The sequence below is a fragment of the Methylophaga nitratireducenticrescens genome (genome assembly GCF_000260985.4).
GTDB lineage: Bacteria > Pseudomonadota > Gammaproteobacteria > Nitrosococcales > Methylophagaceae > Methylophaga > Methylophaga nitratireducenticrescens.
The window spans coordinates 1,220,574-1,237,498 of sequence record NC_017857.3 but is presented as its reverse complement, the minus strand read 5'-3'; the positions used below and the strand labels follow the sequence as shown (position 1 = coordinate 1,237,498).

Genomic DNA, 16,925 nt, shown 5'->3' with positions numbered 1-16,925 from the left:
TTTTGACATGGTGCACCTGATTGACAGTCATTGCCATCTCGACTTCAACGATTTCGACAAAGATCGAACAGACATTCTGCAAAACTGCGCCAGGTCAGGTATCGAAAAAATCGTCATCCCCGGCGTGACGGTGAACAGCTGGCCCAAACAAGTCGAGTTATGTAGCAGTCATCCGATGCTATCGCTGGCCCTGGGCTGCCATCCGATGTTTATGGCTGATCATCCCGATAATGCTGCCCAACTTCTTGAGCAAGCCGTTAAGCAATATCAGCCTATTGCCATTGGTGAAATTGGTTTGGATCTTTATGTAGCTGATGCCGATATCACATCGCAACTCATCTTATTTGAAGCACAGATTGATATTGCTGTTCAGTTTGCTTTGCCGGTTATCCTGCATGTGCGCAAAGCCCATGATGACGTTTTAAAAGTACTCCGTCAGAAAAAATTATCCGGCGGCATCGTGCATGCTTTCAGCGGCAGTGCCCAACAGGCAGAACAATATCGCAAACTTAACTTTTTATTGGGGATCGGGGGCGCATTAACCTATCCACGTGCGCAGAGATTACAACGTCTGTTTACTGAATTACCGCTCTCGCAAATCGCGTTGGAAACAGATGCGCCAGATATGCCACTTTGTGGTCATCAGGGTGAACGTAACACCCCAGAACACCTCCAGGCTATCCTGGAAAAACTGAGCCAATTGCGTGATGAATCAGCGGAGTATATTGCTGAAATCACCACGAGAAATTGTCGTCAGCTGTTCAATATCTGATCAATCGTGATGTTCACCGATTTCACCTTCGGTAAACAGATAATCACGCAGCTCTTCATCCATTTTTTTATCCCGTCGGCGAATCCATTCCAACGTCATCGCAGCATGCTCTTTCTCTTCGTCACGATTATGTTCAAGAATTTTCCTCAACTCAGGATCTTTACAGGCATCAACGCGTTGGTTATACCAGTCGACCGCTTCAAGTTCTTCCATTAGCGATATTAAGGCGCGGTGCATATCCTTGGTTTCGTCTGATAATTCACTAAACGGCTCGTGATAACCTTCGTTTGACATATACAATTCCTTGAAAAAAAATGAATAGAACCTGACGAAAAATAGCATGTCTATTCAGATAACAACAATAACCTAGATCAATACAGGACTTTCCATGACGCAAGGCAGCACTGAACGCATACTCTACGCTATTAACTCAGTCATTCTTGGTAAACAGCAACCGGTCAAACTCGCCTTAGCATGCCTTCTGGCGCGGGGACATCTATTAATTGAAGACCTGCCGGGTGTTGGCAAAACCACTCTGGCGCATACTCTTGCCACAACGTTGGGACTCCGTTTTCAACGGGTGCAATTTACCAGTGATATGTTGCCGGCAGATATTCTTGGGGTATCCATTTATGACCCCGAAAAACATCAGTTCAGTTTTCATCGTGGCCCCATTTTTACGCAACTTCTATTAGCCGACGAGATTAATCGGGCCTCTCCCCGCACACAAAGTGCGTTACTTGAAGCAATGGAAGAGCAACAGGTTACGATTGAAGGAGACAGCCATCCTCTGGAAGATCCCTTTTTCGTTATTGCGACCCAAAATCCCGCTCATCAGATTGGTACCTTTCCTCTGCCCGAATCACAGCTGGATCGATTTCTGATGCGCATTCAAATCGGCTATCCGGATAAACAGGCTGAACGTGCCTTGCTGACCGGGGAAGACAGACGTCAAATGCTCAAGCAATTGCAAGCTGAAATTACGCCAACCCAATTAATCCAGCTTCAGCAGGCAGCCAGTAAAATTTCATTAAGTGATGCGTTGATTGATTATGTGCAGGCTTTATTGGCTTACACCCGAAACAGCGGTCAATTTTATAATGGTCTGTCCCCACGCGCCGGACTGGGTCTGATTCAGGCCGCTCGGGCCTGGGCCATGATCAATGGTCGGGATTTTGTTATTCCAGAAGATGTACAAGCGGTTTTTCCCAGTATTGTTCAACATCGACTACAGGCGCGTGAACATCTGCAATCTGCAGACTGGGCTGCCGAGATCCTGAAGCAGGTAGCGCTTCCCTGATGCTCCGTCAATATTGGCAGCGCTGGCGTCAACAGCAACGCTACCGGGTATTTATTTTGCCCAGCCGCTATGGATTGAGTTATTCGCTATTGATTGTGGTGATGTTGCTGGGTGCCATTAACTACAACAACAGTCTGGGTCACCTACTATGTTTCCTGTTGGTTAGCGTCGGCCATGTAGCCATGCATCACAGTTATCGTAATGTCCGCCAGCTGGATTATCAGCTTGGCCGGGCTGAACCGGTTTTTTGCCAGCAACCTGTTTTGTTGCCACTGAACCTGACCAATCAAAGTCCACGACCTATCCGACAATTGGATATCGCTTATCTGCCATCAATATCACGTTCAGGCTGGTGGCCGCTAAAACAATTTTCCCGGTATCTTCCTGTGTATAAAGCTCCTCAGCTTGCTGCAGAACAAACCAGCCTGCATCTGATTCCCATACCGACCCATAAAAGAGGTTGGCAGGATTTAGGGCGGTTGAGGCTTTCCAGTGTCTACCCTATTGGATTATTGCTGAGCTGGTTTTTTATTGATATCCAGCAACGGGTGCTGATTTATCCCAGGCCAATGGGCAACAAACCATTACCACCACCTTCTACTATGGATGATTCCGCAGCTTTGCAGCATCAACAAGGACTCGATGATTTTGCCGGTTTTCATCGCTATCGCGTGGGTGATGCCAGGCAACATATAGCCTGGAAAGCCCTGGCTCGGGATGGCATTTTACGGACTAAACAATTTAGCAGTCCTTCCGGACAAAAAATGTTGTTCAAATGGGATGATGTGGCTGATTTACCTGATACCGAAGCGAAATTATCACAACTATGTCAGTGGATTCTGACTGCAGATACCGCTGGTATGCAATACGGTTTAATCCTGCCAAAACAAACAATAACGATAGATTCAGGCGACCAGCATCGTCATTTTTGTCTGCAAAGTCTGGCGCTTTATGGCCAATAAACGTTCAGCTGAAATCCCTTCGAAATCCTCCATTCACTGGTTAATGGTGACATTGACGATTATCGCCATTCCGCATTTTTTCTATCAACCGCTGTGGGTTGCGGCGATATTTCTGTTGATGATGGGCTGGAGGTTAATGAATAGCTGGTATGGATGGCCACTACCTGCGGATAAACGCCTGTTAAAAGTGCTGCATTCCATTGGCGCGATATTGACCATTGTGCTGGTATTTTACAGTTATGGAATTACCATTGGCCGCGATGCAGGGGTGGCGTTACTGACCACCATGGCGGCCTTCAAAATGGTGGAAGTAAAAAATCTGCGTGATGTTTATCTGAGTTGCTTCATGGGTTTTTTCCTGATTATTACCCATTTTTTCTTCAATCAGAGCATTCCAATCGTCATTTTAATGCTGGTCAATGTGATCCTGCTGACCAGCTGTCTGATTACTGCCAATGAATCAGACAGCTCCATCAAACATCGGCTTAAACAATCAACTGTGATGGTTTTACAGGCCATGCCTCTGATGCTGTTATTGTTTGTGCTGTTTCCCAGGATTTCAGGTCCTATCTGGGGCTTACCAAATGACGCAATGGATATCCCGGATAGTCTCCCCGATAGTATGACGTTAGGCGAAGTACCACCGCAAAACAGTGCAGTGACCGGCATGGCAGACAATATTACGATCGGCAATATCAGCCAGTTAATTCAATCCGATGCCATAGCCTTTCGGGTAAAATTCGACAACAACCAGTTTCCTGAACGTCAGGACTTATATTGGCGTGGCCCAGTGTTATGGCATACCGATGGCAAACGCTGGCTGCCATTAACTGACAATCAAAAACGTTACGAAAACGGCTCAACAATTCATGTCGCCGGAGATGCTTTTTCCTACAGCATGACCCTGGAACCCCATGACAGGCGCTGGTTATTTGCCCTGGATTTCCCAACAGCCTATCCGCAAACCATGCAGACCCGTCTCAGTGCAGATGGAGAGTTAAATAGCAGTGACCCAATCAAACAGCGCACTCAATATCAGTTGAGCTCTCATACTGACTATTTATTTAACCCGCAAAATGATCCTTATGTGAGATATGGATTAAACCTGCCGGAAGATCGTCATCCAAGAAGTCTGCAGCTGGCACAGAATCTTGTCGAACAAAATCCAACTGAGCAGGCCTATATTGAAGCCGTACTGAATTATTTTCGTCAGCAGGATTTCAGTTATAGTCTGACGCCACCAGCATTACGCGGCGATACCATTGATCAGTTCCTTTTCGAGAGTCGTCAGGGGTTTTGTGAGCACTATGCTGCCAGTTTTACCGTGTTAATGCGCGCCGCAGGTATTCCGGCGCGCATTGTGACGGGTTATCAAGGCGGAGAAATCAATCCGGTAGATCAGGTGCTTACGGTACGACAGCGCGATGCTCACGCCTGGACAGAAGTCTGGCTGCCACAACAGGGATGGATCAGAATTGATCCCACTGCTGCCGTTTCCAGTGAGCGTGTCGACTTTGGGATCCGTGATTTATTACCGGCTGAACGGCGTTCACCTGCCGCAATAGCCAATAATGATCGCTTGGTAGAGCTTTGGCAATCAGCAAAGAATAACTGGGATGCTCTGAACAGTGCCTGGGAAATGTGGGTTGTCAGCTATGGTCCGGATCGTCAAATGCAGTTGCTGGAAAAACTCGGCATGCATCAGCCGGACTGGGAAAAAATGATTCGCTGGCTGGCCATTGGTATTGCGCTGATATTTGGCTGGATTGCCTGGACAACTTTGAGAGTAAAATCCATACCTCAGGATCGAGTACAGCGTTTTTATCAGAAATTCTGCTTTAAACTTGCACGGCATGGCGTTGTGCGTCAGGCCCATGAAGGTCCGGAAGATTTTTCCCGTCGCGCTCAACTGGCGCTTCCGCAGCATCAGCAACAGATTGCCATGATCAGTTATTGTTATATGCATCTGCGTTATCGCGGAGAAGCCCTGGAAGATGATTTTATCGAGTCGGTCAAAAATTTCCGTCCACACCGATAAATGGCTTTGTCCACCTCTGCAAATTGCATCCTGATAGTTGCATATAGCTCAAGCACTTTTGCCATTAGCTGACCGTTATCGGAAAATAGTTAATTTTAGGTAATGTTTAGAGGGAAGCGGATGGCGCATAGCAATCCATTATTTGAACGCACCCATATCCTGCTGGGTGACACCGGTTTAGAGCGTCTTCAAAACAGTCATGTTTTTCTGGCGGGTATGGGCGGTGTCGGTTCATTTACCGCTGAAGCGCTGGCGCGGATGGGCGTGGGTAAAATGACACTGGTGGATCATGATGTGGTTTCGGCGTCCAACCTGAATCGTCAGCTGGTGGCACTGAACTCTACTGTCGGTAAATTGAAAGTTGAAGTGATGGCAGAGCGTATCGCAGATATTAATCCACAATGCGAACTCAACCTTATCACTGACTTCTTAACCCCGGAAACGATTCCCGACACCCTCAATCAAGGCTTTGACGTGATCATTGATGCCATTGACAGCATGAGCAGTAAAACAACTCTATTGGAAACCGCGTGGTGTAATCAGTTACCGGTATTCTCCAGTATGGGGGCTGGTGGCAAGCTTGATCCCACTCAAGTACGTACTGGCGATTTAATGAATACCTCCATTTGCAAACTCGCCAAACAATTGCGTTCACATTTACGTAAACGTGGTGTTGGCAAAGGAATCCAAACTGTTTATTCACTGGAGTACCCTTTACCGCCGCTGCCACCGGAGCCGGTCAGTCGTGGTCGGGCACGAGCTGTTAATGGCACGGTAAGTTATATGCCTTCAATATTCGGCTTAACCCTGGCAGGCCTGGTGATTAATCATATTATTGGTGATGCCAGACGTGTCTGATCCACAAAACGTAGTGAACTGCACAGCGTTCTATCAACAACAACTGCAAAAACTGCTTAAACCTTACGGGATTGAAATCAGACAGGTTGAAGAAAATGAGACTATTCCCGGTAGTTTTTTTGGCGAACGTGAAGCCGGTCTGCTAGGCAATCAATTATTGCTGCGGCTTGATACACCAGTGCATTCGGCGTTACATGAAGCTGGCCATTATATCTGTATGGATAATCAACGTCGCATAACGTTAAATACCGATGCCGCTGGTGATTATGATGAAGAAAATGGCGTATGTTATCTGCAGATCCTGCTCAGTGATTTTCTGCCTGAAATGGGTAAACAACGCATGATGCTGGATATGGACAGCTGGGGCTACAGTTTCCGCCTCGGCAGTGCCAAAGCCTGGTTTGAACAGGATGCGGAAGATGCACAGCAATGGTTAATCAAGCATCAGATTATTGATGACAACAATCAGCCTACCTGGCAACTCAGAGTCTAAACCTTTCATTGCAGTGCCTGGCAGAGGTGCTTATAATGCCCACTGTCTTAGGGGAGTAGTCTACCCATCTTAAGGCCTGTTTATTTCTAAGAATAAACAGGTCCTAGTGCGTGAATCTGTCAACATACTTGTGTCCTCAAGACACATGGCAGATTCGTGTCATTCTGACGAGTGGCATTGGCAAGACCTGAGGCAAATAACAGCTCCATAGGCGGGTAGCTGCTATTTGCCTTTGGTTTTTTATCCCGCCTGAGTAACTAAATCATGGAAGCTTTTCTGGTTTCAACTTCAACCGTCGCATTGGCGGAGATCGGCGATAAAACCCAACTTCTTTCGTTATTTCTCGCAGCCCGTTTCCGTTCTCCCATTCCCATTATTTTTGGTATTTTAGTCGCTACCCTGCTTAACCATGGCCTATCTGCCTGGCTGGGGGTGTGGGTCACTGAATTTATCTCCCCGCAAACGGGCCGGTTACTGATTGGTATCAGTTTTATTGCCGTCGCCTTATGGATATTAATTCCCGATAAAGAAGATGATGCTTCTTCAAATCTCAATCGTTATGGGGCTTTTATTTCAACGGTGGTATTATTTTTTCTGGCTGAAATCGGTGACAAAACCCAAATCGCAACAGTCATTCTTGCAGCACAATATCAGCAACTCCTGCTGGTAACCCTCGGTACCACTACTGGCATGATGTTGGCTAACGTTCCAATCGTTCTTTTCGGACATCGCTTGATGCAGAAACTACCATTGAATGCTGCACGTTATACGGCGTCAATTGTGTTTATGTTGCTGGGGATAATGACATTGTTGCTTTGACAGTTTGAGTGATTAATTCATAAAGTAGCTACTTTTAACACCATCTATGGAGAATCCATGAGCCAGACTATCAGCTCTCCGGTCACTGAGTTATTGGCAAACAACGCCATTCATTATGACGTGATTGAAATTCCGCTCAGTGAGGATAAAAAACCTATCCGCAATCTGGAAGAATTACTCAGTGGTCAGGGACGAGATCCCAACTCTGTGGTGCGCAGCTTATTATTTAAGACTGGCTCGGATAAATTTGTGCTGTTAGCCGTAGCCGGCGGCGGACGAGCAGATTGGGCAGCGCTTCGCAAACAGCTTGGTGAGAAAAAACTACGCATGGCCGAGTTTGATGAAGTCTCAGAAGCAACAGGCTATGTCGTTGGTGCAGTGCCTCCCATCGCTTTGCCTGAAACAGTTACGGTATTGGCCGATAACAGCGCATTTCAATTTGATCAGGTGATTATAGGCAGTGGCGTTTTAGGTTATGCGCTGGCATTGAGCGCCAATAATCTACAAAAAGTTATGTCGGACGTGCCGGTCGGCGAATTCGTCAAACTATAAATTAACGCTTTTCAGCTGGCGAGCTGCTTGGGTACTCGCCAGCTTTTTCTTATTAAATCCCAAATAATCTGCTCTTTGCTTATTAAACAGCATTTTCTAATTTAGAATTTACTAATTTAGTAAATGCTGATATTGTTTGTGGACGTATTTTTGTAAGGACTGTCCATGAGCAAGCCATCTCCGTCTTTTTCTGACTTGAACGAAATGCAAACTCATGCCAAAGCAGCCGCTGATTTACTCAAGCAAATGAGTAATGAACACCGCTTAATGATTTTATGTGCTTTGGGCAATCAAGAGTTGGCTGTCAGTGAACTCAATCATCTGATACCGCTTAGCCAGTCAGCCTTATCACAACACCTTGCCAGCCTGCGTCATGCCGAATTAGTCGAAACGCGAAAAGCTTCACAAACCGTCTTTTATCGCCTTAAAGGTGATGCCGCGATTCGTATCATTGCTGTACTGCAATCACTTTATTGTCCTGAATATCAAACAACTCAATGCGGAGAAAAATTATGAATTATTCTATTGAAAAGCCTGACCAGGTGTTTTTAAACCATACGCCTGCCGACGTATGTATTGTCGATGTCAGGACAACGGCCGAAGTTAAGGCAAAATTTTTGCCTAGTGCCGTTCATATACCATTACAAACATTTTCGGTTAATACTCTGCAACAAGCCATAAATGAACAAAAACCAGAAAAAATTTTCTTATTGTGCCACTCGGGGCGACGCGCAGAAATGGCTGCCAAACAATTAGAGGGACAAATCCCATCCTCGATAGTGGTTATCGAAGGTGGAATCCAGGCCATTGAGAAGATGAATCCAAACTGGGTAGTGACACAAGGTAAAACGGTTTCTATCGAACGCCAAGTGCGTATTGCTGCAGGTACTTTGGTGTTGTCCGGCGTGCTTGCTGGTTTATTTGTACATTCAGCCTGGTTTGCCTTATCAGGTTTTGTCGGCGCAGGACTGATGTTTTCAGGGATCACCGATAGCTGTGCGATGGGTCTGATCCTCGCAAAAATGCCATGGAATAAATAACCTCGATGTTGCTACTAATTGGCATTGTAATTGGCCTGCTGCTTGGCCTTACTGGAGCCGGTGGCTCGGTGTTTGCGGTGCCATTACTGATAATGCTGGGTGGTGTTTCAATTCATCAAGCTGTGACTTTATCGTTAGCCGCAGTCGCCGCGATTACTTTGTATGGCAGTGCCCGAAATTTCAATAATCACACTATTTTGTGGAAACCTGCAGCGTTATTAGCCGGTAGCGGAATGTTAGGTGCGCCATTAGGCCAAATATTCGCCTCAAGGTTAAGTGAAATGATGCTGGTGACAGGGTTTAGCCTGCTGGCAGTCATCATCGCTCTTCGTATGTGGTTAACAGCCACAACGATGCCGGAAGCCAGCAAGGTGGTGCGAAGCAGTCATTTATCGCTGGATAATGCAAAGGGTGTTCTGTGTAAATTCAGTCCCAACGGTGAATTTCAGCTGCGTCCAAGATGCATGGGGGGGTTATTGCTGGGTGGATTTTTGGTCGGCATATTATCCGGATTATTCGGCGTGGGCGGCGGTTTTTTAATCATTCCCCTACTGCTGTTACTGAGCCAGGTCAGCATGGTACAGGCTGTCAGTACGTCTTTAGTGGTTATCACGCTGATTAGCAGTATCGGCTTTATTTCACATCTCACATTCGGTGAAATCAATTATTTACCTTTTATGTCATTGGCCTGGCTCATTGCCGGAGGACTGACAGGGATGTATGCAGGACAACTGATCAGTCACAGAATTGCCAATGCGCATCTGCAGAAAGTCTTTTCCATTGGTCTTTTTCTGGTGGCAATAACACTGTTTTATCTGCAAACAAAATAGGAAGAATCACTATGTTATTCAGACAATTATTTGAAAAAAATTCATCTACCTACAGTTATTTGATTGCCGATACAGATAGTAAACAAGCGTTATTAATTGATCCGGTGATTGACGAAACGGAAGGCTATATTCGTTTATTAAACGAACTTGGTTTAACACTGAAAGTAGCAATGGATACCCATACCCATGCTGATCACATTACGGCACTTGGCAAGCTGCGAGAACTCACAGGGTGTGAAACTTACATGGGACAACAAGCAAACGCTTCCTGTGCCAATGATAGTTTCCATGATGGAAGTAAAATTGTGGTCGGCAATATCAAGCTCACTGCCTTACATACTCCAGGACATACCGATGACTCATACAGCTTTCTGTTGGAGCATGAAGGACAACCCTATTTGTTCACTGGCGACACCTTATTGATTCGCGGTACAGGTCGTACTGATTTTCAAAATGGCAGTGCCATCGACCAATACAGCAGCCTGTTCGACAAGTTATTGAATTTTCCAGAAGACACCTGGGTCTATCCGGCACATGATTATAAGGGGTGGATGGTCAGCACGATTGGTGAAGAACGCGATCATAATCCTCGCTTGCAAGTGAAGGATGTTATTGAATATAAGAACATTATGGACAATCTGAACTTGCCCAATCCTAAAATGATGGATGTTGCCGTACCGGCTAATCGCGCATGCGGTAATCTAGTTTAAGCCGATTGAATGCAGTTACGCCCTTTCTGCTTGGCTTGATAAAGCTGTTTGTCTGCTCTGCTGATTAATTCATTATGCTCATCATCTTGCGATGGAATCATTGTGCTGACTCCAAGGCTGATGGTGAGCAATTGACTGACTTTTGAATTTTCATGCGGAATCTGTTTTTTAAACAAAGATTGTCGGCAACGTTCTGCCAACGCCCAGGCAGCGTTTTCATCCGTTTCAGGTAATAACATTACAAATTCTTCACCACCAAATCTGCCGAAGAAATCTCTTGATCGGGTGGCGATATTATTTAAGGTTGTTGCCACCTGCTTCAGACAGTCATCACCCTGTAAATGCCCGTAAAAATCGTTATATTCTTTGAAAAAGTCAATATCAATAATGATCAACGACAATGGCTGTTTATTTTGTCGGGCTTTAAGCCATTCCGTTTCAATAACAGCATCAAACATCCGGCGGTTGGCCACACCGGTCAGCCCATCTTTAAAGGAAAGCTCTTCCAGTTCTTTTTGCAGCTTTATCAGTTCCTGCTCGGTTTTTTTGCGCTCGCTGATATCAAACATAAAACCAACTAAGGAGTCGACCTCACCACTTTCTTTGCGGACCACATGCACGACATCACGGATCCAGACATAGTTACCCTCTTTTGTCAGTGCGCGATAATCCGCTTCATGATCGATTCCTGACTTAGATTGGGAAACACAAAAATCCACCACCCATTGCCGATCATCTGCATGCATCCGTGCTGCCCAATCCTCAACAGACTTCCAACTTGATGGTTCCCAACCTAACAACGCTTCAATTTGAGGGCCTATATATACAAATTGCAGGGTGGCCCAGTCTATTTTCCAGGGAATGGCTTTCGTCGATTCCAGCAGGGTTTTATAAACATCGTTTTCAGTTGAAACATCATTGATCAAGTCGGTCATGGCAGCACTCGCAAAAACTTAAGCAAAGAGAACTTATTTCCATAATTTGGGATCATTATGACGCGTTTTAACGAATTTTTCTGGTGCGAATAGCGCGACCTTTAACCTTGCCATCAGCCAAGTAATTCATTGCCTGTCGCAATGCAGATTTACTCACCGCGACATAACTCGACATATCAAAAATATCAATTTTGCCGATATCAGCGCCATCAAGCCCGGCATCACCGGTTAAAGCGCCCAGAATATCGCCAGGACGGAGTTTATTTTTACGCCCCGCATCCAACTGAATAGTTACCATATCGGCTTCAAGCGTATAACTGTCATCACGATCCAATGAAGCCGGCACATCACAGCGACACGGTTTTTTCTGATATTTCTCAATCGCTAGCATGCGTGGTACTTCAGCTTCAGCCACCAGACTCATTGCCAGACCAGACTCCCCCGCCCGACCAGTACGTCCAATGCGGTGAATATATACTTCGGGATCGCGGGGCAATTCATAATTGATCACCATTTCAATTGCTTTGATATCCAGCCCGCGTGCGGCCACGTCGGTGGCAACTAAAACCGGGCAGCTCTGGTTGGCAAAACGCACCAACACCTGATCTCGTTCACGCTGTTCCAAATCACCATGAATTGGCTGAGCATCGATTTTTTTATTTCTTAGCATCTCAGCGACTTCATCGCACTGTATTTTGGTGTGGCAGAACACAATGGCGTTTTTGGGTTGATAGTGCTGGAATAACATTAACAAGGCATTGTTACGTTCATGTTTTTTGATCTCATAAAACAACTGATCAATTACAGCCTGTTGATGTTGTGATTCAACCGTTACCCGTGCCGGATCGCGTTGTATGCTGCGACTAATCTGTTTGATGCTGTCGGGAAACGTCGCTGAAAATAACAAGGTCTGTCTGGAACTTGGCGTCTGACCAATGATTTCCTGCATCGCATCAACAAAGCCCATATCCAGCATGCGATCGGCTTCATCCAGCACCACGGTTTTGACTTTATTGAGTTTCAGGGTGGCTTTTTTAAGATGATCCTGAATCCGTCCAGGTGTACCAACCACAATATGTGCACCATATTCCAATGAGGCAATTTGTGGTCCTAACGGTTTACCGCCGCATAACATCACCAGTTTCAGATTGGGTATGCCACGCCCCAAACGGCGCAACTCTTTACCGACCTGATCGGCTAATTCACGAGTAGGACAAATAATCAGCGCCTGAACAGCAAAGAAATCCGGTTGAATAGTTTGTAATAAGCCAATACCAAAGGCGGCGGTTTTACCACTGCCGGTTTTGGCCTGGGCAATCAAATCCTTGCCTTGCAGAATTAACGGCAGGCTTTGTGCCTGAACAGCGGTCATTTGCTTATAACCAAGAGAATCAAGAACAGCCAATTGCTCGGCAGGTAAATTTAACGATGAAAAATCAGTAGCAGACATGAGGAACTTTAAAGAAGAAAAGATAGCGCGCATGATACCAAAAAGCTCGCTGAAACATTGCTTTACCTGAATTCACATTCAGGGCAACGAACCATCAACACGGTTACCAGTCTGATGATTATCAGCCAGTCAACTGTGAGGTAATGGCTATGTCATTCAGTAAAACCCTATTTGTTTCCGTTTTCAGCGCCAGCCTGCTTAGCGGGCTTATGCTGCTTGTGCCCAGTCAAAACAGTTATGCCGATGTGTCGGTGAACGTGCAACTTGGTCAGAATCTGCATAATTGACCTCACCATGGCTATTCTGGCAACCGGCATTACCGCCATCCATCAATCGGCATCACCGGTCACCGTTCATTTGGACTGGATCCCAGACTGAACCACTTTAAACAACCTCGTTATAAACCGTATTATTGACATTACGATACTACCCGGCCTCGTCATCGATCAGGCTATTATGGTTTTCGAAGTAACAGTATCACCCTGATTGCACCGGTTATTTATTCTCAGGGTTATCGAGATGCGGAGCCGGTAAAACGCTATACAACCAATGCAGCACGGCCTGCTTCTCCATCCACTTCGTCTATTTCCAATTATTCCAATATTGATGGCTGGGAAGCGTTATCACGCTATGAGTCGACAACAGCGATAAATGCTTTTAAAGCACACTCCCAAAAAGATCCCAAAGCTTCTTTGCCCAAAATTGGTTTTGCTCTGGCAACAGCTTTGCAAGGTGAGTCTGATAAAGCATTCTGGGCGTTAAATCTGGCGTTGATTGCCGATACCAGTGATCTGCGATATTTCAGTGCTGATTCAGGTCTGCGGTTGGTCGTTGATGATTTACTGGCCAATTATCAGAATAAAACACTGATGACCGTTATCTTGCTTTATTTGAAACAGGATTACCTCTCAGCACAATCAACAATACAAACCACACTTGATGAATGCGATAACTGCACCAGCACCCGGAATATGCGGCGATTTATACAGCAACGTCTGAACGGTTAGCCATAACAAAACACCCTGTTGAAATTAACAGGGTGTTTTGTAGTACTAGCCAATTTAGCCCTAATGTTCTTCATCAAAATCCTGCTTATCCTTGGGGTTGGATTTCAATGATTTTGAACTTTCTGTTTTTTCAGGTTTTTGCTCTAACTGAATGGCAGAATTTGACTCCGAATCTCCGATCATTTTCAGCGGCGCAGGTGGAGCCGATCCATCTTTATCCTGACCGAAGTAAATGGTCATATGCGGGAATGGAATCTCAATCCCTGCTGCATCGAGATGCTGTTTCACCAGACGATTATAAGCCCGGCCTACACCCCACTGCGTACCCGGCAGGGTTTTAATCCGTACCCGAATATTGACTGAACTATCTGCCAGAGCAGTAATACCATGAACTTCCAGCTCATCGACCAGAATTTTCTCACGCTGCTCGGCATCTGCCATTAACTCGGCAAAGGCTTCACGCAGATGCACAATCACCTGATCGGTATCTTCACGATATGCCACACCATATTCACCTACATGATAGGCAAACTCGCGCATAAAGTTAGACACAGTATCTACCGATGAAAATGGAATCAGATGATAGGTTCCTGAAAGGTCCCGCAGCCCTAAAGAACGGATTGTCAATTTCTCCGCCGTACCAGTGATGCCTGCTGCAGTAACAATATCACCTGCATTAATGGCATTTTCCATTTGGATAAAAATCCCGGTAATAATATCTTGCACCAGTTTCTGAGCACCAAAACCAATGGCTAAACCAAGCACACCTGCACCAGCCAGTAATGGTCCAATATTGACACCAATTTCAGCCAGAACAATCATCACGGTCATTATGATAAGTGCAATAGCCGCTGCATTACGGAATATGGTCAGTAATGTTTTGGCTCTTGCCGTTGGCAAATGCGTTTCATCACCAGGATTAAGCCGGTGCTCAATCCAGCTTGCCAAAACAATCCATATTGCCATCGCTCCAACCAGAATTGCAGCCACACTAATCAATGTACCGATAGTGTGTATACCCGCCTCTGAGGCCATCCATGCCGTAAGACTGAATATTCCCCAGGCATCCAAAATGACGGCGGCAACAACAACCACCAGCAAAATTCGTAAGGTTTTATAGATATTTGGTACAAACCCGTTTACCCGTTGTTCCAGCATCGGAAAACGTGAACGCAAATCTTCTGAAACATGTACCGGACGACCAATGGTTTTCGCCAGGAACTTCGCCAGCAATCCACCAACCACCAGCGCGAGAATCGTCTGGAAAGTGGCCTTTAGCATCATTGGCAGGGCTTCCTCCGGACGCAGTAATAAAGCTACGGCTAACACTGCAAAATACACTATTCCCAGAATGTGCCAGCTTCGTGCCAGGATCCCCAAACTGACTCTTGAAAAGCTGAATGAGGATTGTTGTGCATGAAAGAGCAAACGCTGTTTAACCGATACACGGTTTTGCATGATCACAACAACTGCATAGATAAATGCACTTAACACCACCAGTACACTGACCAACTGGCCGGCTACCGGATTAATATTCAGATTGACCAATGGCACAATCAGCAACATGCCATAACCGATATAGTTGGTTAAACGTGCTAACCAGATATGCCAGTAAGTGGCACTTTCGGCAGATATTGGTAATAAACGCAGTGCATCATCACGTCCAGCAAATACCGTACGGAGAATCACCTTAAATATTTCAATCGCCAAAAACGCATTGAGGAATAGCGATTGACTGACATTCATTTCCCCATTGCTGCCAACGGCAAACAAGGCAACGGCATAACCAGCTACCCATGCTAAGGCTACTGTGAGTAAGTCTACTATGGCTGCCAGTAAAATCGTGCTGAATTTACGAATTTCCGGATAGTCACCCTCCGCTTCAGCCCAATCATTGGCACGACGAAAAACATGGCGCGCCAGACTTCGCAGCACATAAAACATTAATAACGTACTGGCAATCACCACCAGTAAAAAGAAGCTTTCATCCAGCATGTTCTGCCCGTCAAATGTGCCTGCTTCATCAGAACCTATTGCGGCTACAGCAGAAAAACCCACCCCGACTGTTGAGACAATCTGCTGCGCAACGGATTGAGTCGTATTGGCAATCTGTCTGGCAAACGTTGGTTCATCAACCACTTCTTCTGAAGTGGCTTCTTCATCCATTGCTTCAGCTGCCTGTGCCAATTCGCGTAATTCTGCGATAAGTTTTTCACGGGACTGTTCATTTTCGAGTGTGTCAGCAAGCGCTGAGTAATGTTTTTCGTTATTGGGAGGAGTTGCAGGTTCGGCCCAAGCCGCTTCGGTTATCAAACTGAATGTTAACAACAACGTCACCAGCAGAGCTGAAGTTAACTTCCATTTCATATCAAAAATCCACACGATACTGTGATCTCCTTTTGTTTGATTTTTTTGAATTTATTATTTGCCCAGAGGGCTTTAGATTGATGCGAAGGTAGCGATCAATGATTGATTCAAGCTGTCAATTTGATTGCTATCGACAGCTTAACAAATGTAGGGTCTGTTTATCTTTCATTCACAACAGAGGCCCTATGAAAGAGCCACGTCCCTGTGACCCTATCGAGGCGAAAGGGTTCATTGCAAAACCGATACAATTTTCAGTTGTCCCTGTTCATTCACTTCCACCACTACGCCCTCTCCCGATAACACAAACTTATCGAGAAGCCCGGAAATATTGACCTGATGCGTGATATAAACCTTGGTTTTAATGGTTTTCGCTTCACTGATATGCGCTTTCCAATCTTGCAGGAACTGTTGTTTTAGATGGCGATTTGATACGTGAAAAAATGAATTCAGCGCTTTCAGCTTTTGCGGTGGACCAAATCCCAGTAACTCTGCAGTTTCCAGACAACGACACCATTCACTGGAGAAAACCTCTGCCTCATTAATACCTGATTTGCGAAGTTTTTGGCCTATTTCAAGCGCTTGTTGATGTCCTTCAGAAGACAATACCCGCTGAGTCTGGCATTCTGCCAAATCAAACCCTTCGGGATCACCGACGCCAGGGGCTAGCGCATGGCGCAAAATAATCACTTGGTCTGCCATACTGGTCGTTGAATAAAACAGCGATAAAAACAGGCCGTATCGCAACAGTGTAAGCAAGTTATCCATGTAAACCTCTCGGTGTAATCTAAAGTA

19 protein-coding genes are annotated in these 16,925 nt (G+C 45.6%); 14 read left to right on the top strand and 5 right to left on the bottom strand.

The window, feature by feature from the left end:
* Positions 1–7 precede the first annotated feature (7 nt).
* A complete protein-coding gene (locus Q7A_RS05985; protein ID WP_014706442.1) occupies positions 8–772 on the top strand; it encodes a TatD family hydrolase in 765 nt (254 codons plus the stop codon).
* On the opposite strand, the gene Q7A_RS05980 is transcribed toward Q7A_RS05985, so the two are convergent.
* Positions 773–1,066 (bottom strand): encapsulin-associated ferritin-like protein, encoded by a 294-nt coding sequence (locus Q7A_RS05980; RefSeq protein WP_014706441.1) that lies wholly within the window; start codon positions 1,064–1,066, stop codon positions 773–775.
* Between the two features lie 94 nt (positions 1,067–1,160).
* Here Q7A_RS05980 and Q7A_RS05975 point away from each other — a divergent pair, with 94 nt between their 5' ends.
* The 11 genes from Q7A_RS05975 to Q7A_RS05925 all read left to right on the top strand — a co-directional run bounded on the left by Q7A_RS05975 (position 1,161) and on the right by Q7A_RS05925 (position 10,374).
* Positions 1,161–2,072, top strand: a complete 912-nt coding sequence (locus Q7A_RS05975) for an AAA family ATPase (protein WP_014706440.1) — start codon at positions 1,161–1,163, stop codon at positions 2,070–2,072.
* Positions 2,072–3,034, top strand: a complete 963-nt coding sequence (locus Q7A_RS05970; RefSeq protein WP_014706439.1) for a DUF58 domain-containing protein — start codon at positions 2,072–2,074, stop codon at positions 3,032–3,034. Before Q7A_RS05975 ends, Q7A_RS05970 begins: the two co-directional genes overlap by 1 nt.
* The gene (locus Q7A_RS05965; protein ID WP_014706438.1) at positions 3,024–5,072 is read left to right on the top strand and encodes a transglutaminase TgpA family protein; all 2,049 of its coding nucleotides are present in this window, start codon (positions 3,024–3,026) and stop codon (positions 5,070–5,072) included. Before Q7A_RS05970 ends, Q7A_RS05965 begins: the two co-directional genes overlap by 11 nt.
* A gap of 120 nt (positions 5,073–5,192) precedes the next feature.
* On the top strand, positions 5,193–5,930 hold the full coding sequence (locus Q7A_RS05960) for a tRNA threonylcarbamoyladenosine dehydratase (protein WP_014706437.1): 738 nt from the start codon (positions 5,193–5,195) through the stop codon (positions 5,928–5,930).
* Positions 5,923–6,423: a hypothetical protein gene (locus Q7A_RS05955; protein WP_014706436.1), complete on the top strand. Its 501-nt coding sequence runs from the start codon at positions 5,923–5,925 to the stop codon at positions 6,421–6,423. The genes Q7A_RS05960 and Q7A_RS05955 overlap by 8 nt, the downstream gene beginning before the upstream one ends.
* A 264-nt stretch (positions 6,424–6,687) precedes the next feature.
* Positions 6,688–7,242, top strand: coding sequence for a TMEM165/GDT1 family protein (locus Q7A_RS05950; RefSeq protein WP_014706435.1), 555 nt, complete (start codon positions 6,688–6,690; stop codon positions 7,240–7,242).
* A gap of 57 nt (positions 7,243–7,299) precedes the next feature.
* Positions 7,300–7,794 carry an aminoacyl-tRNA deacylase gene (locus Q7A_RS05945; RefSeq protein ID WP_014706434.1) on the top strand — a complete coding sequence of 165 codons (495 nt, stop codon included), beginning with the start codon at positions 7,300–7,302 and terminating at the stop codon, positions 7,792–7,794.
* A 165-nt stretch (positions 7,795–7,959) separates the two neighbouring features.
* A complete protein-coding gene (locus tag Q7A_RS05940) occupies positions 7,960–8,310 on the top strand; it encodes an ArsR/SmtB family transcription factor (protein ID WP_014706433.1) in 351 nt (116 codons plus the stop codon).
* Complete coding sequence (locus Q7A_RS05935; protein WP_041354422.1) at positions 8,307–8,834, top strand: rhodanese-like domain-containing protein; 528 nt, start codon at positions 8,307–8,309, stop codon at positions 8,832–8,834. Before Q7A_RS05940 ends, Q7A_RS05935 begins: the two co-directional genes overlap by 4 nt.
* Positions 8,835–8,839: 5 nt before the next feature.
* Positions 8,840–9,664 carry a sulfite exporter TauE/SafE family protein gene (locus tag Q7A_RS05930; protein WP_014706431.1) on the top strand — a complete coding sequence of 275 codons (825 nt, stop codon included), beginning with the start codon at positions 8,840–8,842 and terminating at the stop codon, positions 9,662–9,664.
* 11 nt (positions 9,665–9,675) lie between these two features.
* Positions 9,676–10,374: an MBL fold metallo-hydrolase gene (locus Q7A_RS05925; RefSeq protein ID WP_014706430.1), complete on the top strand. Its 699-nt coding sequence runs from the start codon at positions 9,676–9,678 to the stop codon at positions 10,372–10,374.
* On the opposite strand, the gene Q7A_RS05920 is transcribed toward Q7A_RS05925, so the two are convergent.
* Positions 10,371–11,309, bottom strand: coding sequence for a GGDEF domain-containing protein (locus Q7A_RS05920; protein WP_014706429.1), 939 nt, complete (start codon positions 11,307–11,309; stop codon positions 10,371–10,373). The two genes, Q7A_RS05925 and Q7A_RS05920, sit on opposite strands and share 4 nt — an antisense overlap.
* A gap of 67 nt (positions 11,310–11,376) precedes the next feature.
* Positions 11,377–12,759, bottom strand: a complete 1,383-nt coding sequence (dbpA, locus tag Q7A_RS05915; RefSeq protein WP_014706428.1) for an ATP-dependent RNA helicase DbpA — start codon at positions 12,757–12,759, stop codon at positions 11,377–11,379.
* 149 nt (positions 12,760–12,908) lie between these two features.
* Between dbpA and Q7A_RS15190 the strand changes: the two genes are divergently transcribed.
* Complete coding sequence (locus Q7A_RS15190; RefSeq protein ID WP_014706427.1) at positions 12,909–13,046, top strand: hypothetical protein; 138 nt, start codon at positions 12,909–12,911, stop codon at positions 13,044–13,046.
* A 405-nt stretch (positions 13,047–13,451) separates the two neighbouring features.
* Positions 13,452–13,766, top strand: coding sequence for a hypothetical protein (locus tag Q7A_RS05910; protein ID WP_014706425.1), 315 nt, complete (start codon positions 13,452–13,454; stop codon positions 13,764–13,766).
* Between the two features lie 60 nt (positions 13,767–13,826).
* Here the strand turns inward: Q7A_RS05910 and Q7A_RS05905 are convergent, their stop codons facing one another.
* Together Q7A_RS05905 and Q7A_RS05900 are read right to left on the bottom strand one after the other, a co-directional pair.
* The gene (locus Q7A_RS05905; protein WP_041354953.1) at positions 13,827–16,133 is read right to left on the bottom strand and encodes a mechanosensitive ion channel domain-containing protein; all 2,307 of its coding nucleotides are present in this window, start codon (positions 16,131–16,133) and stop codon (positions 13,827–13,829) included.
* 228 nt (positions 16,134–16,361) lie between these two features.
* Positions 16,362–16,898, bottom strand: a complete 537-nt coding sequence (locus tag Q7A_RS05900) for a histidine phosphatase family protein (RefSeq protein ID WP_014706423.1) — start codon at positions 16,896–16,898, stop codon at positions 16,362–16,364.
* Positions 16,899–16,925 lie beyond the last annotated feature (27 nt).